This is a genomic window from Ectopseudomonas chengduensis, assembly GCF_900102635.1.
Lineage (GTDB): Bacteria > Pseudomonadota > Gammaproteobacteria > Pseudomonadales > Pseudomonadaceae > Aquipseudomonas > Aquipseudomonas chengduensis.
In genome coordinates this window covers 245,744-269,218 of record NZ_FMZQ01000003.1, presented here as the reverse complement: position 1 = coordinate 269,218, position 23,475 = coordinate 245,744, and the positions used below count along the sequence as shown (strand labels likewise).

Annotated in this window: 14 protein-coding genes; 5 read left to right on the top strand and 9 right to left on the bottom strand. The window is 63.8% G+C overall.

Annotated elements, in window-relative coordinates; genetic code table 11:
• Positions 1-18: 18 nt before the first annotated feature.
• Entirely contained in the window at positions 19-1,503 is a 1,485-nt protein-coding gene (gene nuoN, locus BLS08_RS07930; protein ID WP_055985535.1) for an NADH-quinone oxidoreductase subunit NuoN, read from the top strand.
• Positions 1,504-1,607: 104 nt separating this feature from the next.
• Here nuoN and tam read toward each other — a convergent pair whose 3' ends face one another.
• A complete protein-coding gene (gene tam, locus BLS08_RS07925) occupies positions 1,608-2,369 on the bottom strand; it encodes a trans-aconitate 2-methyltransferase (protein ID WP_055985532.1) in 762 nt (253 codons plus the stop codon).
• A gap of 323 nt (positions 2,370-2,692) precedes the next feature.
• Between tam and BLS08_RS07920 the strand changes: the two genes are divergently transcribed.
• Positions 2,693-3,700, top strand: a complete 1,008-nt coding sequence (locus BLS08_RS07920; protein WP_055985529.1) for a TRAP transporter substrate-binding protein — start codon at positions 2,693-2,695, stop codon at positions 3,698-3,700.
• 52 nt (positions 3,701-3,752) lie between these two features.
• Here BLS08_RS07920 and BLS08_RS07915 read toward each other — a convergent pair whose 3' ends face one another.
• From BLS08_RS07915 to BLS08_RS07880, 8 genes are all read right to left on the bottom strand, one after another.
• Entirely contained in the window at positions 3,753-5,222 is a 1,470-nt protein-coding gene (locus tag BLS08_RS07915) for an efflux transporter outer membrane subunit (RefSeq protein ID WP_021489212.1), read from the bottom strand.
• Positions 5,219-8,323 (bottom strand): multidrug efflux RND transporter permease subunit, encoded by a 3,105-nt coding sequence (locus BLS08_RS07910; RefSeq protein WP_017677101.1) that lies wholly within the window; start codon positions 8,321-8,323, stop codon positions 5,219-5,221. The genes BLS08_RS07915 and BLS08_RS07910 overlap by 4 nt, the downstream gene beginning before the upstream one ends.
• A gap of 103 nt (positions 8,324-8,426) precedes the next feature.
• Positions 8,427-11,519: an MdtB/MuxB family multidrug efflux RND transporter permease subunit gene (locus tag BLS08_RS07905; RefSeq protein ID WP_055985526.1), complete on the bottom strand. Its 3,093-nt coding sequence runs from the start codon at positions 11,517-11,519 to the stop codon at positions 8,427-8,429.
• Positions 11,516-12,775 (bottom strand): MdtA/MuxA family multidrug efflux RND transporter periplasmic adaptor subunit, encoded by a 1,260-nt coding sequence (locus tag BLS08_RS07900; protein ID WP_026088582.1) that lies wholly within the window; start codon positions 12,773-12,775, stop codon positions 11,516-11,518. The genes BLS08_RS07905 and BLS08_RS07900 overlap by 4 nt, the downstream gene beginning before the upstream one ends.
• A gap of 226 nt (positions 12,776-13,001) precedes the next feature.
• Entirely contained in the window at positions 13,002-13,502 is a 501-nt protein-coding gene (tpx, locus tag BLS08_RS07895; protein ID WP_017677104.1) for a thiol peroxidase, read from the bottom strand.
• A 175-nt stretch (positions 13,503-13,677) separates the two neighbouring features.
• A complete protein-coding gene (locus BLS08_RS07890) occupies positions 13,678-17,361 on the bottom strand; it encodes a translocation/assembly module TamB domain-containing protein (protein ID WP_017677105.1) in 3,684 nt (1,227 codons plus the stop codon).
• Complete coding sequence (locus BLS08_RS07885) at positions 17,358-19,085, bottom strand: autotransporter assembly complex protein TamA (protein WP_017677106.1); 1,728 nt, start codon at positions 19,083-19,085, stop codon at positions 17,358-17,360. Before BLS08_RS07885 ends, BLS08_RS07890 begins: the two co-directional genes overlap by 4 nt.
• A 68-nt stretch (positions 19,086-19,153) precedes the next feature.
• A complete protein-coding gene (locus BLS08_RS07880; protein WP_017677107.1) occupies positions 19,154-19,798 on the bottom strand; it encodes a GNAT family N-acetyltransferase in 645 nt (214 codons plus the stop codon).
• Between the two features lie 136 nt (positions 19,799-19,934).
• Between BLS08_RS07880 and xthA the strand changes: the two genes are divergently transcribed.
• The 3 genes from xthA (at position 19,935) to BLS08_RS07865 (ending at position 23,383) form a co-directional block, all read left to right on the top strand.
• Positions 19,935-20,747 (top strand): exodeoxyribonuclease III, encoded by an 813-nt coding sequence (gene xthA / locus BLS08_RS07875; protein ID WP_017677108.1) that lies wholly within the window; start codon positions 19,935-19,937, stop codon positions 20,745-20,747.
• 101 nt (positions 20,748-20,848) lie between these two features.
• Positions 20,849-22,228 carry a substrate-binding domain-containing protein gene (locus tag BLS08_RS07870; protein ID WP_017677109.1) on the top strand — a complete coding sequence of 460 codons (1,380 nt, stop codon included), beginning with the start codon at positions 20,849-20,851 and terminating at the stop codon, positions 22,226-22,228.
• Positions 22,229-22,390: 162 nt separating this feature from the next.
• Positions 22,391-23,383 (top strand): TerC family protein, encoded by a 993-nt coding sequence (locus BLS08_RS07865; RefSeq protein WP_017677110.1) that lies wholly within the window; start codon positions 22,391-22,393, stop codon positions 23,381-23,383.
• Positions 23,384-23,475 lie beyond the last annotated feature (92 nt).

Here is a 23,475-nt window from a genome sequence, read left to right as displayed (position 1 = left end):
GGTAAGGATTAAAGACTCATGGAACATCACGCTGTCGACTTCACCCTGCAACACCTGATCGCCCTGCTGCCACTGCTGGTGACCAGCCTCACCGCTGTCGTGGTGATGCTGGCCATCGCCGCCAAGCGCAATCACGCCCTGACCTTCATCCTCTCGGTGGTGGGCCTGAACCTGGCGCTGCTGTCGTTGATTCCGGCACTGGAAGTAGCGCCGCTGGAAGTCACCCCGCTGCTGCTGATCGACACCTTCGCCTGCTACTACATGGCCCTGGTGCTGGCCGCCAGCCTGGCCTGCGTCACGCTGATCCATGCCTACCTGGGCGGCGAGTCCGGCAAGGGCTACCCGGGCAACCGCGAGGAGCTGTACCTGCTGGTACTGCTCTCCGCCGCGGGCGGCCTGGTGCTGGTCAGCGCGCAGCATCTGGCAGGCCTGTTCATCGGCCTGGAACTGCTGTCAGTGCCGACCTACGGCATGATCGCCTACGCCTTCTTCAACAAGCGCTCGCTGGAAGCCGGCATCAAGTACATGGTGCTGTCGGCCGCAGGCAGCGCCTTCCTGTTGTTCGGCATGGCGCTGCTGTATGCCGAGTCTGGCAACCTGGCCTTCGCCGATATCGGCGCAAGCCTGGCGCGCGAGAGCAGTCAGCTGGTGCAGATCGGCATCGGCATGATGCTGATCGGCCTGGCCTTCAAACTGTCGCTGGTGCCCTTCCACCTGTGGACGCCGGATGTCTACGAAGGCGCCCCTGCGCCAGTCGCAGCCTTCCTCGCCACTGCCAGCAAGGTGGCGGTATTCGCCGTGCTGCTGCGCCTGTACCAGATATCTCCGGCCATGAGCGGCGGCTGGTTGAGCGACCTGCTGACCCTGATCGCCATTGCCTCGATCCTGTTCGGCAACCTGCTGGCACTGCTGCAGAACAACCTCAAACGCCTGCTCGGTTACTCGTCGATCGCCCACTTCGGCTACCTGCTGGTGGCGCTGATCGCCAGCAAGGGCCTGGCGGTGGAAGCCGTGGGCGTGTACCTGGCCACCTACGTGCTGACCAGCCTCGGCGCCTTCGGCGTGATCACCCTGATGTCCACGCCCTACAGCGGCCGCGATGCCGATGCGCTGTACGAGTACCGTGGCCTGTTCTGGCGCCGCCCGTACCTGACCGCCGTGCTCACGGTGATGATGCTGTCGCTGGCCGGCATTCCGCTGACCGCAGGCTTCATCGGCAAGTTCTACGTGATCGCCGCCGGTGTCGAAGCGCAACTGTGGTGGCTGCTCGGCGCCATGGTGCTGGGCAGTGCCATCGGCGTGTTCTATTACCTGCGGGTGATGGTCACGCTGTTCATGCGCGAACCCAATATGCATCGCCACGATGCGCCCTTCGACTGGGGCCAACGCGCCGGCGGCATCATGCTGCTGGTGGTCGCCCTGCTCGCCTTCATCATCGGCGTGCACCCGCAGCCACTGCTGGAGCTGGTCCAGCACGCCGGACTGGTTGCCCTGGTGCAGTAAACGAACAGCTCCCGCAGATGCGGGGGCTTTCTGTCGCGGCTAAAGCCCCTCCCACAGTCTTCACTGCGATCTGTGGGAGGGGCTTTAGCCGCGAGCTTGTTGCGCTACCGCCGAGCCACCAGAAACAGACGCGGAAACGGCAGCAACACCCGACCATCGGCCTGCGCCGGATAGGCTTCAGCAATCGCCGCCTGATAGCGCTCGAGGAAAGCTGCCTGCTGCTCGACCTCCAGCGGTTGCAGGAACGGCAGCAACGCCGTTGACTTGAACCACTCCACCACTGCCGCGGCATTGTCCAGCACATGGAAGTAGGTAGTGCGCCAGATATCCAGCTCGCTGGCATGGGCGCCGAGGATGTCGTAATAGGCCTGCGCGCTGTGCCGCTCGACATGGCGCACCTCGCCGATTTGTGCAGCCCAGGGCCCGGCGGTGGCCACCTCGCGGGCCAGACGGTGTGCCGGCTCCTGCAGGTTGTCCGGTGTCTGGATTGCCAGCCAGCCACCGGGGGCCAGCTGCGCCAGCAATCTCGGGTAGAGCTGCGCGTGATCCGGCAACCACTGCAGCGAGGCGTTGGCCAGGATCAACTGCGGTGCGCGCTCGGCCTGCCAGTGCTGGATATCCGCCAACTGGAAGGTCACCTGCGGCAGGCGTTCGCGCGCCGCGCGCAGCATGTCGTCACTGCTGTCGATACCCACCACCCGCGCCTGTGGCGCATGAGCCTGCAATACGGCAGTGGAATTACCGGGGCCGCAGCCCAGGTCGACGGCCAGCTCGACATCATCGCGCGGCACCGCCGCCAGCAGATCATGCACAGGGCGGGTACGCTGGCGTTCAAACAGGGAATACTGCTGGGCGGACCAACTCATCGCATCACTCCTCGATTTCAATCGCGGGCCACAGGATAACAGGCTGACCGAAGCCCCAAGGCTTTCGCTGAAACCGGCAAGTTTCCGCTCTCGCCTGACACAGGCATGGCGGATATCCGCCACCCAATGTGCGACACGTCACAGCCCTTTTCACATGCCAGGCAGGTTGGCGGAATTTCGCCACAATGGCATAAGCCTTGCGATGGTAAGTCGCCAGCTTCGTTCATACCGCGACAACTACCAGCGGCTGGGCGACCGCCAAAGTGACCAACACGACGTAGCCGAAAAGGCTCCGCAACCTGATAAGAAGAAAAGGAAGCAGTATGTTCAATACAGTTCGCGCCATGGCCATCTGCGCCATGGCGTTCGCCTCTCTCAGCGCAACCAGCGCGCTGGCCGATGAACCTATCCTGATCAAGTTCTCCCATGTTGTGGCCGATGCCACTCCCAAGGGCCAGGGCGCACTGCTGTTCAAGCAGTTGGTCGAGGAACGTCTGGCCGGCAAGGTGAAGGTCGAGGTCTACCCGAACTCCAGCCTCTTTGGCGACGCCAATGAGCTGGAAGCCCTGCGCAAAAACGATGTTCAGTTGCTGGCACCGTCTCTGGCGAAGTTCGAGCAGTACACCAAGCAACTGCAGGTGTTCGACCTGCCGTTCCTGTTCGATGACCTGGATGCGGTCAACCGCTTCCAGAAACGCGCCAAGGGCCGCCAGTTGTTGCGCTCGATGGAAGACCACAACATCGTTGGTCTGGCTTACTGGCATAACGGCATGAAGCAGCTTTCCGCTACCCGCGCGCTGAACATGCCTGGCGATGCCAATGGTCTGAGCTTCCGTATTCAGCCGTCGGCGGTACTGGAAGCACAATTCGCCCAGGTGGGCGCAAATAGTCAGAAACTGCCTTTCTCGGAAGTCTTCAAAGCGCTACAGAGTGGCCAGGTACAGGGGGCGGAAAACCCCTGGTCGAACATCTATAGCCAGAAGCTGCATGAAGTGCAGCCCTTCATCAGCGAAACCAACCATGGCGTGCTGGACTACATGCTGGTGAGCAATTCGCGCTTCTGGTACGGCATCCCGCATCAGATCCGGATGGAGCTGGAAGCCATCATCGATGAGGTCACCTACGTGGTGAACAAACAGGCCGAGGCCGCCAACCAGGCCGACCGCCAGCGCATCGTGGATTCTGGGCGCAGCCAGGTCATCAACCTGACCGCCGAGCAGCGCCAGGCCTGGCGCGATGCGATGCGTCCGGTATGGGAACAGTTTCAAGGGCAGATTGGCAGTGACGTGATCAAGGCGGCGCAGACGGTGAACCGCAAGCATCGCGAATGACCCACAGGCAGCATGGCGGTTTCCCGCCATGCCGGCTGATTAGTTCCCTCACCTACTGGGGCGCCTGCTGCTGTAGTCGCTCCACCTGCCAGCCGCCACCGAGAGCAGCGATCAACTGCACACTGGCAGTCAGCCGGCTACCCAGTAGCGTGAGATTGGTGCGTTCGTTGTTCAGCGCGGTGGCCTGTACGGTAACCACGCTGTTGTAGTCCACGGTACCGGCGCGGTACTGGTTCTCGATCAGACGCAGCGACTCACGCGCCGCATCCAGCGCCTCCTGCTGCACCCCGCTCTCCTGCTCCAGCACGCGCAGCTGCACCAGGTAATCCTCCACTTCACGGAAGCTATCCAGCACGGCCTGGCGGTATTGCGCCACAGTCTGGTCATAGACGGCTTCGCTACGTTCCAGCTCCGCACGCCGCGCGCCGCCGTCGAACAGGGTCAGTGCCAGTTGCGGGCCGAGCGACCAGAAGCGATTGGGTACCTCGATCCAGTCGGCGAAGCTGCTACCACGATAGCCACCGGTCGCCGAAATGCTCAGGTCCGGAAACCAGGCCGCTTCCGCCACGCCGATCTGCGCATTGGCTGCCATCACCCGGCGCTCGGCCGCGGCAACGTCAGGGCGACGTTCGAGAAGTTGCGACGGCAGCGCCACGGGTACCTCGGGCAGCGCTGGCAGGCTCTCGCGCGGTGCGATGGACAGCTCGGCCGGGCTGACGCCGACCAGCACGGCAATGGCATGTTCGAGCTGCGCGCGCTGCCACTCGAGATCGATTGCCTGCGCCTGGGTGCTCTTGAGCTGAGTGGTGGCCTGGGTCACGTCGGACTTGGGCACGATACCGGCTCGATACTGGTTCTCGGTCAGGCGCAGCGAGCGCGCGTAAGCGGCCACTGTCGCGTCGAGCAGGCGCTTCTGTTCGTCGAGGATGCGCAGTTGCAGGTAGTTCTGCACCAGTTCGCTCTGCAGGCTCAGGCGCGCTGCAGCCAGATCGGCGGCGCTGGCCTCGAATTCGGCGCGGCTGGCCTCCAGGCCCCGGCGCAGCTTGCCCCAGAGATCCAGCTCCCAGGCTGCATTGAGGCTGAGGTCATAACTCTTGGAAATGCTTGACGCTCCAGAACCGCTGACAGTGACGCCATCAGCGGTACGGATGGTGCTGTCACCACCACCCTGCCCGGCCCGAGTCACCCCGGCGCTGCCGGACAGCGTTGGATAGAAGCTGGCCCGCGCACCGCGCACCAGTGCCCTTGCCTGGCGGTACTGGGCCTCGGCGGCGGCCAGGTTCTGGTTGGACAGCTGCAGGCGCTCGGCCAGTGCATTGAGCTCGGCGTCGCCGTACAGCGCCCACCAGTTGCCACGCTCCAGAACATCTGCTGGCGCGGCGGCTTTCCAGCCCTCGACCTGTTTGAACTGTGCAGGTGCCGCCAGCTCGGGGCGCTGATAGTCAGGCCCCAGGGCGCAACCGCCCAGTACGCCGGCCAGCAGCAAGGAGACAAGAGTTCGGGCGAAAGGAGCTCGATTCATAACGGATTTTCCAACGAAGCATCGGTGCGCACGCCACGCCAGCGGTTGACGCGATGGCGCAGACGGTCGAAGTAGAGGTAGACCACCGGAGTGGTGTAGAGGGTCAGCATCTGGCTCAGCACCAGACCACCGACGATGGTGATACCCAGCGGCTGACGCATCTCCGAACCTTCGGCACTGCCCAGCACCAGCGGCAAGGCGCCAAGGATGGCAGCCAGGGTGGTCATCATGATCGGCCGGAAACGCAGCAGGCACGCCTGGCGGATGGACTCCTGCGGACTCAGGCGCTCACCGCGCTCCAGTTGCAGGGCCAGATCAACCATCAGGATGGCGTTCTTCTTGACGATACCGATCAGCAGGAACAGACCCAGCAAGGAGATCAGACTGAACTCCATGCCTACCAGTTGCAGCGCGAGCAAGGCGCCAACGCCGGCCGACGGCAAGGTCGAAAGGATGGTCAGCGGATGTACGTAGCTCTCGTAGAGCACGCCCAACACGATATACACCACCACCAGTGCCAGCAGGATCATCAGCGGCTGATTGCCCTGGGTCTGCTGGAAGGCTGCACCGGTGCCGCCCAGCATGCCCTGCACTTCGGTGGGCAGGCCGACCCGCGCCACGGCATTGTCAATGGCGCGGCTGGCCTGATCCAGGCTGACCCCTTCGGCCAGGGAGAAGCCGATGTTCTCGGCGGCGAACTGGCCCTGGTGGTTGACCCTGTCCTCTTCCAGGCTGCGTTCCCAATGGGCGAAGGTGGACAGCGGCACCCGTGCGCCATCGGCGGTGATCAGCTGAATCTGGTCCAGCGCCTCGGGATGCTGGGCATAGAGCGGGTTGATTTCCATCACCACGCTGTACTGGTTCAGCGCTTCGTAGATGGTGGAAACCTGGCGCTGACTGAAGGCGTTGTTGAGCACTGCGGTGATCATGCTCATCTCCACGCCCAGGCGCTGCGCGGCTTCGCGATCCACCACCAGGCGAATCTGCTGGGCACCGCTGTTCTCGCGGGCGTCGATATCGGTCAGTTCGGGCAACGCGCGCAGCGCTTCACGCACCTTGGGTAGCCACTCACGCAGGGCATCGAGATCGCCCGAGAGCAGCATGTACTCGTTCTCCGAACTGCGTCCTTCACGCCCGCCGATCTGCAGATCCTGGTCCGGCATGAGGAACATGCGCCCACCGGGCACCTTCGGCACGCTGGCGCGCAGGCGGTTGATCACCTGTTGCGATGACACGCTGCGCTCGCTGATGGGCTTCAGGCGCACGATCATGAAGGCGTTGTTGATGCCGCCGGCACCGCCGATGAAGCCAGCAACGCTGTCCACCGCCGGATCGGCCAGCACCGCCTTGCGGAAAATCTCCATCTTCGGCTGCATGACCTGGAACGACAGGCCATCGTCGCCGCGGATAAAACCGATCAGTTGGCCGGTGTCCTGCTGCGGCATGAAGGTCTTCGGAATGCTGACGAACAGGTAGACGTTCAGCGCGATGGTCGCCAGCAGGCTGATGACCATCAGTAACGAATGGCGCAGTGCCCAGTCCAGCGAACGCCCGTAGATAGCCAGCACCCGCGTCTGCAAGCGGTCGCCCCACTGCTGCAGGCGGCCGCGTGGCTGCTCGTCTTCGGCCTTGAGCCAGCGCGCGCAGAGCATCGGCGTCAGCGTCAGCGACACCAGCAGGGAAATCACCACCGCTACAGCCAGGGTAATGGAGAACTCACGGAACAGTCGCTCGACGATGCCGCCCATGAACAGGATGGAGATGAACACCGCTACCAGCGACAGGTTCATCGACAGCAGGGTGAAGCCTACCTCGCGCGTGCCTTTGAACGCCGCCGCCATCGGCTTCTCACCGTTATGGATGTGCCGGGCGATGTTCTCCAGCACCACAATGGCATCGTCCACCACCAGCCCGGTGGCGATAATCAGCGCCATCAACGACAGGTTGTTCAGCGAGAACCCCAGCAGGTACATGGCGGCGAAACTGCCGATCAGCGACACCGGCACCGCCAGCGCCGGAATCAGCGCAGCGCGCCAACGCCCGAGAAACGCCAGCACCACGAGGATCACGAGGCCCACGGCGATCAGCAGGGTCTGCTCGGCCTCGTGCAGGGTGGCGCGGATTACCGGCGAGCGATCCATCGCCACTTCCAGCTCGACGCTGGCTGGAATCACCTCGCGTAGCGCCGGCAGCTCGGCGCGGATGTCGCTGATGGTCTGCAGGATGTTCGCCCCGCTCTGCCGATTGATCACCAGCAGCACCGCTTCCTTGTCGTTGTAGAAGCCGCTGTTGTAGCGGTCCTCGACACCATCGGTGACCGTGGCTACGTCGCCCAGGCGCACGGCAGCGCCGTCCTGGTAGCGGATGATCATCGGCAGGTAATCGGCGGCCTTGGCCAACTGGTCGCTGGCCTGCACCTGCCAGCGACGCTGCTCGTCCTCGACCGCGCCCTTGGGACGCAGGGCATTGCTGGCGGCGATGGTCTGGCGCACTTCGTCCAGCGCGATGCCGTAGTGATCGAGCAGACGTGGCTCGAGGGAAACCCGTACTGCCGGCAGCGAACTACCACCGACCTGCACCTCACCCACGCCACCGACCTGGGACAGTTTCTGCGCCAGGATGGTCGAAGCCACGTCGTACAGCTGGCCCTTGTTCAGCGTGGCACTGGTCAGCGACAGCACCATGATCGGTGCCTGCGAAGGGTTGATCTTGCGGTAGCTGGGCATGGTGCGCATGCCGCTGGGCAGCAGTTCGCGCGCCGCATTGATCGCCGCCTGGACCTCGCGCGCGGCGGTGTTGATGTCCTTGTCCAGGTCGAACTGGATCATGATCCGCGTGCTGCCCTGGCTGCTGCGGCTGTTCATCTGGCTGACCCCGGCGATCGAGCCGAGCGAGCGCTCCAGCGGCGTGGCCACGGTCGAGGCCATGATCTGCGGGCTGGCTCCTGGCAGGCTGGCCTGCACGGTGATGGTGGGGAAATCCATCTGTGGCAGCGGCGCCACTGGCAGCAGGCCGAAGCTGACACCACCGAGCAGCATGATCGCCAGGCTCAGCAGCAGCGTGGCCACCGGACGGCGGATAAAGGGGGCGGAGAGGTTCATGCGTGATTGGCCCCAAGGCTTCGCCAATCCTGTAGGAGCGGCTTCAGCCACGAATCCCTTGCACCTTCCTGTTCGCGGCTGAAGCCGCTCCTACGGGTCTGGGTCATACCGCCACCCCCGCCGCAATGCGCCCGCTGACGCGCCGCGACAGGCGATCGAAGTACAGGTAGATCACCGGCGTGGTGAATAGCGTCAGCACCTGGCTGACCAGCAGACCGCCGACCATCACCAGTCCCAGCGGCTGGCGCAGCTCGGCACCGGAGCCCGAGGCGAGCATCAGCGGGATGGCGCCGAACAACGCCGCCAGGGTGGTCATCAGAATCGGCCGAAAGCGCAGCAGCGCCGCCTGATAAATCGCCGCCTCTGGTGCCATGCCCTGGTTGCGCTCGGCCTCGAGGGCGAAGTCGATCATCATGATCGCGTTCTTCTTGACGATACCAATCAGCAGGATGATGCCGATGATGGCGATCAGCCCCAGGTCGTTACCGGTCAGCAGCAATGCCAGCAGCGCACCGACGCCCGCCGACGGCAGCGTGGACAGAATGGTGATCGGGTGGATATAGCTCTCGTAGAGCACGCCGAGCACGATGTACATGGTGACGATGGCCGCCAGGATCAGCAGCAAGGTCGACGACAGCGATGCGCGGAACGCCTCGGCAGCGCCCTGGAACTGGGTGTTGATGCCGCCTGGCAAACCGATTTCCTGCTCGACCCGCTCGATCACCGCCACTGCCTCGCCCAGCGACACGCCAGGCGCCAGGTTGAACGACAGGGTCACCGCCGGGAACTGGCCGATATGGTTGACCAGCAGGCTGGCCGGACGCTCCTCGACATGCGCCAGGGACGACAACGGCACCTGCTGGCCGTCACCGGTGGCCACATGAATCTGACGCAGCGCGGCCAGGCCGATACGCCCGCCATCGCGGCTCTCCAGCACCACGCGGTACTGGCTGGCCTGGGTGTAGATGGTGCTGATCTGGCGTTGGCCAAAGGCGTCATACAGCGCATCGTCGATAGTGCCGACGTTGATGCCCAGGCGCGCCGCGGCGTCACGATCGATATCCAGAAACACCTGCAAGCCGCGGTTCTGCAGGTCGCTGGCCACGTCGGTCAGCTCCGGCTGCTCGCGCAGCGCCTCGACCAGACGCGGCGTCCAGGTTTCCAGCAACTGGCTGTCGGGCGATTCCAGGGTGAACTGGAACTGGGTACGGCTGATGCGATCCTCGATGGTCAGGTCCTGCACCGGCTGCATGAACAGCTCGATACCGGGAACCTTCGCCAGCTCAGGACGCAGACGTTCGATTACCTCACTGGCGGTGACGTCGCGTTCGGCGTGGGTTTTCAGGTTGATCAGCAGACGGCCGCTGTTGAGCGTCGGATTGTCGCCATCCACGCCAATCGACGAGGACAGACTGGCCACCGCCGGATCACGCAGGATGACATCCGCCAGGCGCTGCTGACGCTCGCTCATGGCGGCAAAGGAAATCGACTGCGGCGCCTCGGAAATACCCTGGATCACGCCGGTGTCCTGCACCGGGAAGAAGCCCTTGGGTACCGCCATATACAACAGCACGGTCAGGCCCAGGGTCGCCACGGCCACCAGCAGGGTCAGCGGCTGATGCCTGAGCACCCACTGCAGCCACACGCCGTAGCGTTCGATCATGGCGTCGATGGCGCCACCGGCGACGCGATAGAAGCGCCCTTCCTGCTCGGGTTTCTCGGCCTTGAGCAAGCGCGCGCACATCATCGGCGTGAGGGTCAGCGACACCACCAGGGAAATCAGGATGGCCACGGCCAGGGTAATGGCGAACTCGCGGAACAGCCGGCCGACCACATCGGCCATGAACAGCAGCGGGATCAGTACGGCAATCAGCGACAGGGTCAGCGAGACCAGGGTGAAGCCGATCTGCCGAGCGCCCTTGAGCGCGGCGTTGAGCGGCGTCTCGCCCTCCTCTAGATGGCGGGCGATGTTTTCCAGCATGACGATGGCGTCGTCGACCACGAAACCGGTGGCGATGGTCAGCGCCATCAGCGTCAGGTTGTTGATGGTGAAACCGGCCAGGTACATCACACCGAAGGTGCCAATCAGCGACAGCGGCACGACGATCGACGGGATGATGGTCGCCGACAGCTTGCGCAGGAACAGGAAGGTCACCATCACCACCAGGGCAATGGCCAGCAGCAGTTCGTGCTGTACGTCGCGCACTGCAGCGCGGATGGTCTGCGTGCGGTCGGTGAGCACCTTGACCTCGACGCTGGCCGGCAGGCCTTCGGTCAGGTGCGGCAGCAGGGTCTGGATGCGGTCGACCACATCAATCACGTTGGCACCGGGCTGACGCTGCACATTGACCAGTACCGCCTGGTTGCGGTTGGCCCAGGCGGCCAGGCGTTCGTTCTCGGCGCCGTCGATGATCTCGGCGACATCCTTCAGGCGCAGCGCGGCACCATTCTGATAGCTGAGGATCAGCTCGCGATATTCCTCGACCGACTTCAGCTGGTCGTTGGCATCGAGCTGGGAAACCCGCGTGGGCCCGTCGAAGTTGCCCTTGGGCTGGTTGACGTTGCTGGCCGTGATCAGGCTGCGCACATCGGCCAGACTCAGGCCATAGGACGCCAGCGCCTCCGGGTTGACGCGAATACGCACCGCCGGACGTTGCCCGCCGGCCAGGGTCACCAGGCCGACACCGCTGGTTTGCGCCAGCTTCTGCGCCAGGCGGGTATCGACCAGGTCGTTGACCTGCGGCAGCGGCATCGTCTTTGAGCTCACCGCCAGGGTCAGCACTGGTGTATCGGCCGGGTTGACCTTGTTGTACACCGGCGGCGCCGGCAGATCGCCAGGCAACAGGTTGCTCGCCGCGTTGATCGCCGCCTGCACTTCCTGCTCGGCCACCGCCAGGGAGACATCCAGATTGAAGCGCAGGGTGATCACCGAGGCGCCGCCCGAACTGGTCGAGGACATCTGCTTGAGCCCGGCCATCTGCCCGAACTGGCGCTCCAGCGGCGCCGTCACGGCGCTGGTCATCACATCCGGACTGGCGCCTGGATATAAGGTCAGCACACGGATAGTCGGGTAATCCACTTCCGGCAGCGCCGACACCGGCAGCAGGCGATAGGCGATCAGACCGCTGAGGAAGATCGCCACCATCAACAGCGTGGTGGCGACCGGCCGCAGGATGAAGGGGCGGGAAATATTCATGCGTCGTTCCGTGCTGCGCCCGGACGTGCAGAGCCATCGCGCTTGCCCTGGCGGTCGCCCGGCTCGTTAGCCGCGCCGTCGGGGCTCTGCACCAGGTTCGGGTCGACCACTTCCACCTCACTACCGTCACGCAGACGATCGGTACCTTCCATGACCAGCCGCTCACCCTGCTGCACGCCCTCGTTGACCATGCTGCGTTCAGCGTCGCTGGCAGCGATGGTGACCTGACGGATGCTCACCTTGTTATCGTCACCCACGACATAGACGAAGGTACCCTGGGTGCCGAACTGCACCGCAGCGGACGGAATGATGGTGGCGGCCTCACGGGTTTCAACGCGCAGACGCACATTGACGAACTGATTGGGGAAGAGCATCTGCTCGGCGTTGTCGAAGCGCGCCTTGAGCTTGACCGTACCGGTGGTGGTGTCGATCTGGTTATCCAGGCTTTCCAGCACGCCCTCGGCCAGTTTCAAGCGCTCACCACGGTCCCAGGCCTCGACAGCCAGGATCGTGCCGTCGCGGCGGCGCTGCAGCACGGCAGGCAGATCGCCCTCGGGGATGGTGAAGATCACCGCAATCGGATCGGCCTGGGTGATTACCACCAAAGGCGTGGTATCGCCGCTGCTGACCAGATTGCCGATATCCAGCTGACGCAGACCGAGGCGACCGTCGATGGGCGCGCGAATCTGGGTGAAGTCGAGGTTGAGCTTGGCCGTGGCGACATCGGCCTGGTTGCTCTGCAGACTGCCACGGTACTGATTGACCAGCGCCTGCTGGGTGTCCAGGGTCTGTTTGGCGATGCTGTCTTCGTCGTACAGCCCCTTGTAGCGCTGCAGGTCCAGCTCGGCGTTCTTCAGTTGCGCCTGGTTTTCCTGCAGCGCCCCCTGCGCCTGCTGCAAGGCCACCTGATAAGGGCGTGGATCGATCACCGCCAGCAGGTCGCCGGCCTTGACCTGCTGGCCCTCCTCGAACAGCACCTTGACCAGTTCACCGTCGACTCGCGAGCGTACGTTGACCGTGTTATAGGAAGTTACCGTGCCAAGCGCCTTGAGCTCGATGGCGAACTCGCCCTGCTTGACCTCGGCCACGCGCACCGGCACCGGCCCCATGTCACCGAAACGGCCACGGCCCATCTGCTGGCTTTCTGGCTTGCTCGGCCAGAACCACCACAGCAGCAGAAGCAGAACGGTGAGCAACGTCAGGCCAATCAGCCATTGACGGGAGGAATTCGATGGAGACGGGGAAGCATTCGACATGGCAGGCGCAATATCACTTTTAAGGGGAGTCGGCACGATAAGCACTGGCCCGCGTCAAGCAAAGCCCATTTACCCGCTTTTTACGCTGCCCTTACGTTACTAACTGTTTGAGTCCGCGAAAAAATCTGGATCGGGCAAGGGACTGTCGACGTGCTCAGAACGTTCGGCTTGGTGCACAAATAAAAACGGCCTGCGAAGCAGGCCGTTTCATCGAACCAGCTGCGAGTTACTTCAGCGCGGCCAGGGCGGCTGCGTAATTCGGCTCATCAGCGATTTCGCCAACCAGCTCGCTGTGCAGCACCTTGTCGTTTTCATCCAGCACTACCACGGCGCGCGCGGCCAGGCCGGTCAGCGGGCCGCTGGCAATGGCCACACCGTAGTTCTTGAGGAAGTCGGCGCCACGCAGGCTGGACAGGTTGACCACGCTTTCCAGACCTTCGGCACCACAGAAGCGTGCCTGGGCGAACGGCAGGTCAGCGGAGATGCACAGCACCACGGTGTTGTTCAGTTGACCGGCTTCGGCGTTGAACTTGCGCACGGAGGTAGCGCAGGTCGGGGTGTCGACGCTGGGGAAGATGTTCAGCACCTTGCGCTTGCCAGCCAGGCTGGCCAGGGTGACGTCGCTCAGGTCACCAGCGACCAGGCTGAACGCTGGTGCCTGTTGGCCGGCCTGCGGCAGTTGGCCGTCGACCTGCACCGGGTTGCCTTTGAGAGTGACTTGCGCCATGGGAGTTTCCTTATCGTTCAGGGAGTTGAAGGGCAAATGTGTGACATGGGGTTCGCCGTGGCGAATGCTCCATCGAATGGCAGGTCACGGCCCGACCATGCATCCAGACTAGCGCAGAAGCGCCGCCGATACACCCGCAGCCATGTAGGGATTTAGCATAAAGGTGGCGCGACCATCAGAAGTCCCGGCGATAGAACAGGTCGAGCGAGCTGGCCAGACCGCTGGCGGCCTCAAGGTACAGGCGCCGGCTCAGCTCGTAACGCAGAGCGATGGTGTTGGCCGGCTCGAACACACCCACGCCGTAACGCAGGCTCAGGCGCTCGGTGATATTGCCGCTGGCCACCACGCTGGTGGTCACGCCACTGCCCTCGGTGTCGAGCTGAAAATCCTGAATACCCAGACTGGTGGCCAGGCTGGTGGTGAGCGAACTGCTGCCGGCCAGACCGAGCGCCAGCGCTGCCTGGCCAAGCATGTTGTTGTCCCCCGTGCTTTGCCCCAAAGGCCGGCCCAGCACCAGATAGGACAGCGCCTGTTCCTGGCTCATGGCCGGCTCGGCGAAGACCGTGGTGCTCGGCTGCTCGGCGCTGCCGGACAGACGGATACCGGCGACGACCGTGTCGACCCGGCGAATCGCTTCCACATCGAGGAACGGCTGATCGATAGGTCCGGTGAACAGCAGGCGCGCGCGGCGAATGGTCAGGCGCTGGCCGTAGGCGCGATAGCGGCCGTTGACCAGATCCAGTTCACCGCGGGTATCGAGGTTATCGCCGATGTGCACGCGTCCACGCAGGTCGGCAGTCAGGCCAAAACCGCTGAAGGCCAGCTTGTCCTGCCCCACCTCGACATCGACATCCATGGCGACGCCCATGCCCTGCTCAGCTTCCGGGGTTTCACGACCGACCACCCGTGCATCACCGGAAACCTTGACCGTCGACGGCGGTAGTTCACGTACGCTGATCAAACCACGCGGCACACCAACCTTGCCGCTGACGGCCAGACGCTGGGCACGCAGTTGCAATTGCAGATCAGGCTCGACTTCCAGCTCGGCATACGGCTCGACCTTCACCGGCAAGCGCTGTCCCTGCAATACCAGATCGCCGCTCAGCCCCTCGGCCCAGGTCAGTTCGCCACGCAGATTGCCACGCCCCTGCTCACCGCTGCGCCAATCGCCGGAGAGCTGCACCTGCTCGCCCGCGATCAGCGCCTGCAATTGCAGGTTCTCCAGGCTGATCGGCAGTTCGCTGCCGGACAGCTCGCCGCCGTCCAGGCGCAGCTGGCCGTTGATCTGCGGCGCCAGCAGCTGGCCACTTATATTGCCGCTGCCCTGCAGCTTGCCTTCGAGCCTTTCCGCCATGGGTACGAAGGGACGCAGCACGGCGAGATCGAACCCGCTCAATCGAAACTCGCCGCTGACCGGCTTGCTCGCCGGGCGTGGGTCGATCTGCGCCTGCAGCAGCAGCTCACCCAGGCGGCTACTGACGAAACGCAGTTCGCTGTCTACCCGCTGAGGGCGCAGCGTGCTGTCCAGGCGCAGGCTGTCGTAGGGAAAGTCCAGCCACTGCTCTTCATCCGGCTGACGAATACGCAGGTTGCCGCCGCCGGCATCGAGCCTGATCTGGCCGTTGGGACCGCTGTCGGGTAGCTCGACTTTCAGCTGACCATCCAGCCGCCCCTGCCAGGCAAAGTCCTCGGGCAGCCAGGGCTGCAGGCTGGCCAAGGGGAAATTCTCCAGGCGCCAGTCCAGGCTGGGCTGTGGCATCAGCCGCTGCTGCCCGCCGCACAGGCTGGCATCGCCGGACTGCCAGCAATGCGCGCCCAGGTTCATGCGGCCGCTGGCCAGGCGCTCCAGGGTCGCCACCTGTTGCAATTGCCAATCCTGCCCGCCGCTCTGCACACGGCCACTGGCAATACGACCGCGCCAGTCGCCCTGCTCGCTCAAGCTGCCGTCCAGGGCCAACGCCAGCTGCAACAGCGGACCTTGCAAATCGATGTCCAGCGCCTGGCGACGCTGATCGCCACGACCATCGGCCTGCAGGCGCCCAAGGTAGGTATCGCCGATGCGGATGCCACGCAGATTCAAACCGATGCGCGCCTGCTGGCGGGCATCCAGCGTCGCGTCCAACTGCAGTCGCCGCAGGCTGGGGTCGCCAAAGGCCAGACGCTCCCCACTCAGCGCAAGCTGGCCTTGCGGCGCCTGCAAGGTGCCCGCCACGGACAGCTGGCCCTGTATCTGCCCTTGCAGACCGGGCCAGAGTTGCCCCAGACGCGGCAAGGCCAGTTGTAGCTGGCCACGCAAACGCTGATCCAGCGCGCCCTGGCCGCTGATCCGGTTGTCGCCCAGACGCACCAGCAATTGCTCGAGCTGCCACTGCTCGCCGCTACCGGCGCCCTGCACTTGTAATTGCGCGGGCTGGCCACGCAGACGGCCATTGAGGTCGATATCGGCCTTGGCTTGCAGCGCACCGGCATTGAAGCTGCCCGAGGTATTCAGCGGCCCTGCCAGATTACCCGGCATCTCAGCCAGCCAATAACCCGGGTCGAGGGCGCTGAGCTGCAGCATGGCCTGCCAGTCGACGCCGTCGGCAAAACCGACCTTGACCACCCCTTCGGCGCGGCCCTGGCCAGCCACCAACTGCAATTGCGGCAGGCTGACCTGGCCGAGATCGCCACTGACCGGACTGCTCAGGCTGAAGTCCCCTGCCGGCCCCTTAAGCTGCGCAGCGAAGTTACCCAGGTAATTGCCTTCGCTATAGCTGACTTCTGCCTGCAGTTGCTGCAGCGCCACGGGTGGCGGCTCGTCCAGCGGGTACAGACGCTGCCAGGGGAAATTCAGCCAATCGAGCGTGGCGTCGGCCTGAAACGCCTCACTCCAGGCGAGCGTACCGCTGAGCTGCAGATGCTGCTGATCCTCGGCTTCGATGCGCAGCAATTCGATATCCGCGCCCCTGGCATCGACCCTGCCGCGCAGGGTCAGCGGCATCGGCGCCTGCTCGGCGGGCAGAGTGGAGCTGCCGTCGATTCGATAGCCGCTGCTCAGGTCACCCTTTGCCGACAACGTCAGCGCCTGCAGGTGCAGCGTCTGCGGCAAGGCGCTGCTGGCCTGAAAATCCTGGCTGGTCAGGCGCAGTTCGGCGGGCAGGTGCTCGGCCAGCGCCTGCACCTGTCCTTCGAGACGGGCGTCGAGATAACCGCTGCTGTCAGCCTCGATCTTCAGGCTGCGCTGCAATTCGCCAGCTACCTGCAGTGCCACCTGCCAGGCCTTGCCATCGACTTCCGGTAACTGCAGGCGGCCGCTCAGGGCCAAGGGCCAATCGCCCTGCGGCGTCAGCTGGCCACTGAGGTCCAGGCTCAGGTCATCACGTTGCAAGACCAGGCGCTGCAGCTCCACACCCTGCTCGTTCCAACTGGCGCTCAGTTCGAGATCGCTCAGTTGCGTCTGGCCGTCCAGGCGCAGTTCGCCCAGTTGGATATCGCCCATTTGCAAGCGCAGTGGCAGGTTGAGGTTCGGCAGGCTCAACGGCTCATCGCTGGCCTCCCCACTGTCGGGCAGGGTCACGGCCACCTGCTGCAGATGCAGACGATCCAGGCACAGCGTCAGGCGCAGCAGGCAGGACGGTGACCAGGCCATGTCCAGCTGCTGCAGCTCAACCCGCATATCGTCTTGCTGCCAGATCAGCGCATCGACCTGCCAGGCACCGCCCAGACGCCCTGCGAAGTTGTCGACTTGCAGGCCTGGCACCTGGGCCAGCAGCCAACGACTGCCACCCTGGGTGCCCAGCAGCGCCCACAGGGCCGCGACGAGCAGCAACACCAGACCGAGCAGACCGCCGGCCAGCCACTTCAACAGGCGCCGGGTCATAGCTCAGGCCCCATGGAGAAATGCAGGCGTACGCCACCGTCGTCGTCTAGCGCATGAGCGAGGTCCAGGCGCAGCGGGCCCACCGGTGAAACCCAGCGCACGCCGAAGCCGACGCCGGTCTTCAAGGTGGGAATGTCCAGCGAATTGAAGGAATTGCCCTGGTCGATGAAAGTCGCCAGGCGCCACTTGTCGGTGAGGCTGTACTGGTACTCGGCGCTGGCGGTGAACAGGTAGCGGCCACCAATCTTGTCGCCGCGATTGTTCTCCGGCGACAGACTCTGATAGTCGTAACCGCGCACGCTCTGATCGCCACCGGCGAAGAAGCGCAGCGACGGCGGCACGGCAGAAAAACCATTGGTTTCGGTACCGCCAAACTGCACCCGCCCGAGCAGACGGTGATTATCGAATACGGTAGTCAGGCCCTTGAGCATGACGTTACCGTGCAGCACGTTGGCGTCGGACAGCACGCCATCGACAGCGCCGCGCAAGTCGAACTGCACGCGGTAGCCCTGATTCGGGTCGAGGCGGTTGTCGCTGCGCAGCAGCGAGTAGCTGACGCCCGGCATCAACAGGGTGCTCAGCCCGGAATCGTCACCCAGGCGATATTCCTCACGCTGCCATTTCACCGACAGCACGCGCTGCCAGCCACCGGAGCGCTGGCTGTGCCATTCCGGACCGAGGGTAAGTAGCCGGCTCAAGCTGTCCTTGCTGGCCAGCTCCTCATACTGATAACCGCCGGCCAGGCGCAGTTTGTCGGTCAGTGGCGGGTCACCGGGAATGTCGTACCACAGGCCAACGTTCTGTCTGGGAGCGGACAATTCGGTTTCCACCCCGTAGCTGTGCCCCTGCGGATTGCGCCAGTGGCGCGTCCAGTTGGCGCGCAGGCGCGGCCCGACGTCGGTGGAAAAGCCCAGTCCCAGGCCCATGGTGCGCGGCTCTCGCACCTGCAGCGCCACCGCCACTGGAATACGCAACTGGTCGGCCTGGGTCGGGATGGCGTCGACCCGCACCGATTCGAAATAGCCACTCGACTGCAGCGCCTGATACAGCTCGGCGATCAATTCGGAGTCGTAGGGTGTGTCCGGATCGAACGGCACCATGCGCAGCAGCAGCTCTTCATCGAACGGGAAGTCACCGCTGAAGGCGATATCGCCCAGGCTGTAACGCGGCCCGCTGACGAACACCAGCTCGATATCGGCCACCCCGGCAGCCGGATCGATTTCCAGGCGCTGCCGGGAGAATCGGCCGTCGAAGAAGCCGTAGCGCGAGGCCTGATTCTGGATCAGTCGCTTGGCATCCTCATAGCGCCCATGGTTGAGCACCGAGCCTGGCTGCAAACGACCGGCACTGGGTACACGAAAAGCAGACAGCTCGCTGGCAGGCCCTTCGATACGAATGTCCACGTTGCGCAGGCGAATGCGCTCGCCGGGCTCGACCTCGATCACAAGGCGCGGCGTTGCGCCCTCTTCGATACGGCTACGAATGCGCGCCTGGTAATAACCCAGGGCCTGAGCCGCCTTGTCGGCCTCGTTCTCGGCGATACGCCGCAAGCGCCGCAACGACTGCGCATCACGCCCATCGAGGCTGCCGACATAACCTTCGATATTGGCCTTGAGAGCCGAATTGCTCGGGGTGATTCGTACGTCGAGTTCGCTCGCTGCGAAAGCACCCGTACTGATCAGCAGCAGCGCCAGGCTACGCTGAAAATGTCCATATACGCTCATGGCGGAGGATGCTACCACGGAGCGGAGCCCACGCCAGAGCCGTTGAACGCGCGCCAGACAGCCGCAGTTCAGGCGCTGGCTCTGACCACCGGTTGTGGGTTGGGATGAAAGAACACGTGTTCGACCACCGGGCCTATGGCCAGCTCGCCGATTTCCTCGTAGCCCTGGCGCCGGTAGAAATCCAGATAGCGCGCATTGCCGGTATCCAGCACCACGCCTTGCGAGCCGCTGTCCTGGGCACACCAGTCGTGCAGCGCCTCGAGCAACTGCTCGCCGCGATGCTGCCCCTGAAACTCGGGGTGAATGCCCAGTAGCGGCAGCACGTGGTAAGGCCCGGGCGGCAGACTGGTAAGCACCGCATCGTGGTACTCGAGATAGCGCTTGGTGCAGCTGAAACCGGTGCTCAGCAGCATGCGCAGACGCCACCCCCAGCTTTCGGTGATATCCAGACGGCGCTGCGGTGGCGCGATCAGCGCTGCGCCGATCAGGCGGTCATCGATCAGCAGGCCAATGGCCGGCTGATCCTCGGCGAAGTGCTGCTGCACAAGTTCGCGAATCGTCGCGCGCACACGCTGATCAAAACCCGGTCGCTGCGCTTCGAACAGGTAGGCGAAGGTCGGCTCGTGGCGATAGGCGTGGTAGAGCAGCGAACGGACCTCGCGGGCGTAACCACCATCGAGCATGCGCACTTCTGCTGGAGCGTTGTTGGGCATGGCAGACCTCTGTTGTTATGCGTTGTGGGTCAGGCGCGTCCCAGCCAACTTAGCACCACCTCATCACGCCCGCCAGGCGCTGGCCGCGAGCGCCGAGGATCGGCTAGCATCGCCTTTTGCCCAGGACCCGCTGCCCATGAAAATCGTCTCTTTCAATATCAATGGCCTGCGTGCGCGCCCTCATCAATTGCAAGCCTTGATCGAAAAACACCAGCCGGACGTGATCGGCCTGCAGGAAACCAAGGTGGCCGATGAGCAGTTCCCCGAAGCCGAGATCCGCCAGCTCGGCTACCACGTGCATTACCACGGCCAGAAAGGCCACTATGGCGTCGCCCTGCTCTCGCGTCAGGAGCCACTGAGCCTGTACAAGGGGTTTCCCGGCGATGGAGAAGACTCTCAACGCCGCTTCATCTACGGCACCTTCGCCGATGCCAATGGCAACCCGGTCACTGTCATGAACGGCTATTTCCCGCAGGGCGAAAGCCGTGACCACCCGGTGAAATTCCCGGCCAAGCAGCGCTTCTACGCCGACCTGCAGCAACTGCTGGTGGAGCACTTCGATCCGCAGCAGGCGCTGGTAGTGATGGGCGACATCAACATCAGCCCGGAAGATTGCGACATCGGCATCGGCGAGCCCAATCGCCTGCGCTGGCTGAAAACCGGCAAGTGCAGCTTCCTGCCGGAGGAACGCGAGTGGCTGGCGACGCTGAAGAGCTGGGGCCTGGTGGACAGCTTCCGCCACCTCAACCCCGAGGTGAATGACCGTTTCAGTTGGTTCGACTACCGCAGTCGCGGCTTCGAAGACGAGCCAAAGCGCGGCCTGCGCATCGACGTGATCCTCGCCAGCCAGCCGTTGCAGGCGCGCTTCAAGGATGCCGGCATCGATTACGACCTGCGTGGAATGGACAAGCCATCGGACCATGCGCCGATCTGGCTGGAACTGAACTGAAACTGGGGGCGCGTGAGATGACGCGCCCCGTCACATGACTGCAATCTGACTGACTTAATCTGCGCGGCACTTTCTCTCACCCACTAGAAGGTGCCTGCCGCATGCCGCGCGCCCTGTCCGCCGACCGCGACCTCTGGGGTCGTACTCTGTCCCTGCTGCTGATCGGTTTCATCTGCTACGCCCTGCCTCTTTCCGTCTTCGCCGCACTACCAGCCTCCGAGGGCAACCAACCGGTACTGCGCATCCAGGGCTCCAATACCATTGGTGCCAAGCTCGGCCCGGAGCTGGTCAAAGGGCTGTTCGAAGCTCAGGGCCTGCACGATATCCACAGCGAAGAAGGTGCCCGGGAAAACGAGCAGCGCCTGCTCGCGCGACGGGCCGACGGCCGCCAGGTGATAGTCGAAGTCGCCGCTCACGGCTCTGGCACCGGTTTTACCTCGCTCAAGGACGGCAGCGCCGATCTGGCCGCCTCGTCGCGGCCGATCAAGGATGGCGAAGCCGCTACCCTGGCGACCCTTGGCGATCTGCGCAGTCCGCAGAGTGAACAGGTCATCGCCATCGATGGTCTGGCGATCATCGTCCATCCATCGAACCCGATTGGAACGCTGAGTGTGGAGCAGATCGCGCAGCTGTTTTCCGGCGAGATCGGAGACTGGGCTGCGCTGGGCGGCAAACCCGGCAAGGTTCGCCCCTACGCACGCGATGACAATTCCGGCACCTACGACACCTTCAAGGAGCTGGTGCTGGCTCCAGGCGGGCGCACACTCGCCGCCGGCGCGCAACGCTTCGAATCCAGCGCCCAACTGTCCGATGCGGTGAGCAGCGATGCCAATGGCATCGGTTTCATTGGCCTGCCCTACATCCGCCAGGCCAAGGCTGTCGCCGTCGCTGCGGGCAATTCTCAGCCGATGCCACCGAGCACCACGCTGATCGCCACCGAGGACTATCCTCTGGCACGCCGCCTGTTTCTCTACAACGACCCGCAACTGGCCAATCCCTGGGCGCGCGCGCTGATCGACTTCGCCCACAGCCCACGCGGCCAGGCCATTGTCGACAACAGCGGTTTCATCGCCCAGACCGTCCAGGCGGTCAAGGTCGCCGCGGATGCGCAGATGCCAGCGGAGTACCAGCAACTGGCAAAGCAGGCGCAGCGCCTGTCGGTGAACTTCCGCTTCCAGGAAGGCAGCGCAACGCTGGATAACAAGGCCCATCGTGATTTGCAGCGGGTGCTGGACTATCTCAAGCAGTACGACAAGCTGCAGGACAAGGTGGTGCTGGTGGGTTTCGGCGATCCGAAGAGCGACCCCGAGCGCGCCGAACTGCTGTCGAAACTGCGCGCCATGGCCGTGCGCCGCGAGCTGGCCAAACAAGGCGTACTGTTTCGTGAAATCACCGGTATGGGCAGCGAGCTACCGGTGGCGGCCAATGATCAGAACAATGGCCGCATCCGTAATCGCCGTGTCGAAGTATGGGTCTACTGACGCCTGAAAATATTTCCTTACAAAGGGCTTGGCAGAGTAAGGGCTCGGCGCTAGTCTTTGCAGCGCGTGACGCCGGGCCCCTCTGGCGGTGAGTTTTCTCACCGTGATGTCGGAGTCACTGAGTCGATTTCTTTCAACTCAGGCAGACATAAGGGAGGGCTCATGGACGCTCTACTTGCCTTTTTGACATCCCCCATCTTCGGTACCCCCGGCTGGTTCTGGCTGGCCTTTCTGGTACTGATCATCACCCTTCTGGTACTCGACCTCGGCGTGCTGCATCGCGATCAGCATGAAATCGAGATGCGCGAGAGCCTGCTGCTGTATTCCGGCTATTTCAGTGTCGGCGTCGCCTTCGGCGGCTGGATCTGGTGGCAGCTCGGCGGTACCAAGGCGATGGAGTACTACACCGGCTTCCTGGTGGAGCAATCGCTGTCGATGGACAACGTCTTCGTCATGGCGATGATCCTCGGCTACTTCAACATCCCGCGTAAGTACCAGCACCGCGTGCTGTTCTGGGGCATTCTCGGGGTGATCGTGCTGCGCGCGATCATGATCGGTCTGGGCACGGCCCTGGTGCAGCAGTTCGACTGGATTCTCTATCTCTTCGGCGCCTTCCTGCTGTTCAGCGGCGTCAAGATGCTGCGCAGCGGTGGTGACGAAGAATCGCACCCGGACCTTGCGCAGAATCCGGTGATCCGCTTCGTGCGCAAGCACATTCGCGTCACCGATGAGCTGCACGAAGGCAAGTTCCTGGTGCGCCTGAAGGATCAGGTCAGTGGCAAGCCGCTGCTCTATGCCACCCCGCTGCTGCTGGCGCTGGTGCTGATCGAACTGGCCGACCTGGTGTTCGCAGTGGACAGCGTGCCGGCGGTACTGGCCATTTCGCAGGACCCGTTCATCGTCTACACCTCGAACATCTTCGCCATTCTCGGCCTGCGCGCGCTGTATTTCGCCCTGGCTGCACTGATGCACCGCTTCATCTACCTGAAGTACGCCCTGGCGCTGGTGCTGATGTATATCGGCGGCAAGATCTTCCTGCACGACCTGATCAAGGTTCCCGCCCTGCTCTCGCTTGGCGTCACCCTGGGGCTGCTGGCAGGCGGGGTGATCCTGTCGCTGCTCAATACCCGGGACCAGAAAGCCCCGCAACACTGAGAAACGGCGTAGCCGGACGACCGAGCAGCAGCGTCGACGGTTCACGAACAAAGAGGCCCGCAGATGCGGGCCTCTTTGCTTTGGCTTGCGGG

What these genes read in the sequence shown, in the direction of transcription:
- BLS08_RS07885 (WP_017677106.1), bottom strand. Translation starts at nt 19,085, where the DNA reads ATGAGCGTATATGGACATTTTCAGCGTAGCCTGGCGCTGCTGCTGATC.
- BLS08_RS07870 (WP_017677109.1), top strand. Translation starts at nt 20,849, where the DNA reads ATGCCGCGCGCCCTGTCCGCCGACCGCGACCTCTGGGGTCGTACTCTG.
- xthA (WP_017677108.1), top strand. Translation starts at nt 19,935, where the DNA reads ATGAAAATCGTCTCTTTCAATATCAATGGCCTGCGTGCGCGCCCTCAT.
- BLS08_RS07900 (WP_026088582.1), bottom strand. Translation starts at nt 12,775, where the DNA reads ATGTCGAATGCTTCCCCGTCTCCATCGAATTCCTCCCGTCAATGGCTG.
- BLS08_RS07920 (WP_055985529.1), top strand. Translation starts at nt 2,693, where the DNA reads ATGTTCAATACAGTTCGCGCCATGGCCATCTGCGCCATGGCGTTCGCC.
- BLS08_RS07910 (WP_017677101.1), bottom strand. Translation starts at nt 8,323, where the DNA reads ATGAACCTCTCCGCCCCCTTTATCCGCCGTCCGGTGGCCACGCTGCTG.
- tam (WP_055985532.1), bottom strand. Translation starts at nt 2,369, where the DNA reads ATGAGTTGGTCCGCCCAGCAGTATTCCCTGTTTGAACGCCAGCGTACC.
- BLS08_RS07880 (WP_017677107.1), bottom strand. Translation starts at nt 19,798, where the DNA reads ATGCCCAACAACGCTCCAGCAGAAGTGCGCATGCTCGATGGTGGTTAC.
- tpx (WP_017677104.1), bottom strand. Translation starts at nt 13,502, where the DNA reads ATGGCGCAAGTCACTCTCAAAGGCAACCCGGTGCAGGTCGACGGCCAA.
- BLS08_RS07865 (WP_017677110.1), top strand. Translation starts at nt 22,391, where the DNA reads ATGGACGCTCTACTTGCCTTTTTGACATCCCCCATCTTCGGTACCCCC.
- nuoN (WP_055985535.1), top strand. Translation starts at nt 19, where the DNA reads ATGGAACATCACGCTGTCGACTTCACCCTGCAACACCTGATCGCCCTG.
- BLS08_RS07890 (WP_017677105.1), bottom strand. Translation starts at nt 17,361, where the DNA reads ATGACCCGGCGCCTGTTGAAGTGGCTGGCCGGCGGTCTGCTCGGTCTG.
- BLS08_RS07915 (WP_021489212.1), bottom strand. Translation starts at nt 5,222, where the DNA reads ATGAATCGAGCTCCTTTCGCCCGAACTCTTGTCTCCTTGCTGCTGGCC.
- BLS08_RS07905 (WP_055985526.1), bottom strand. Translation starts at nt 11,519, where the DNA reads ATGAATATTTCCCGCCCCTTCATCCTGCGGCCGGTCGCCACCACGCTG.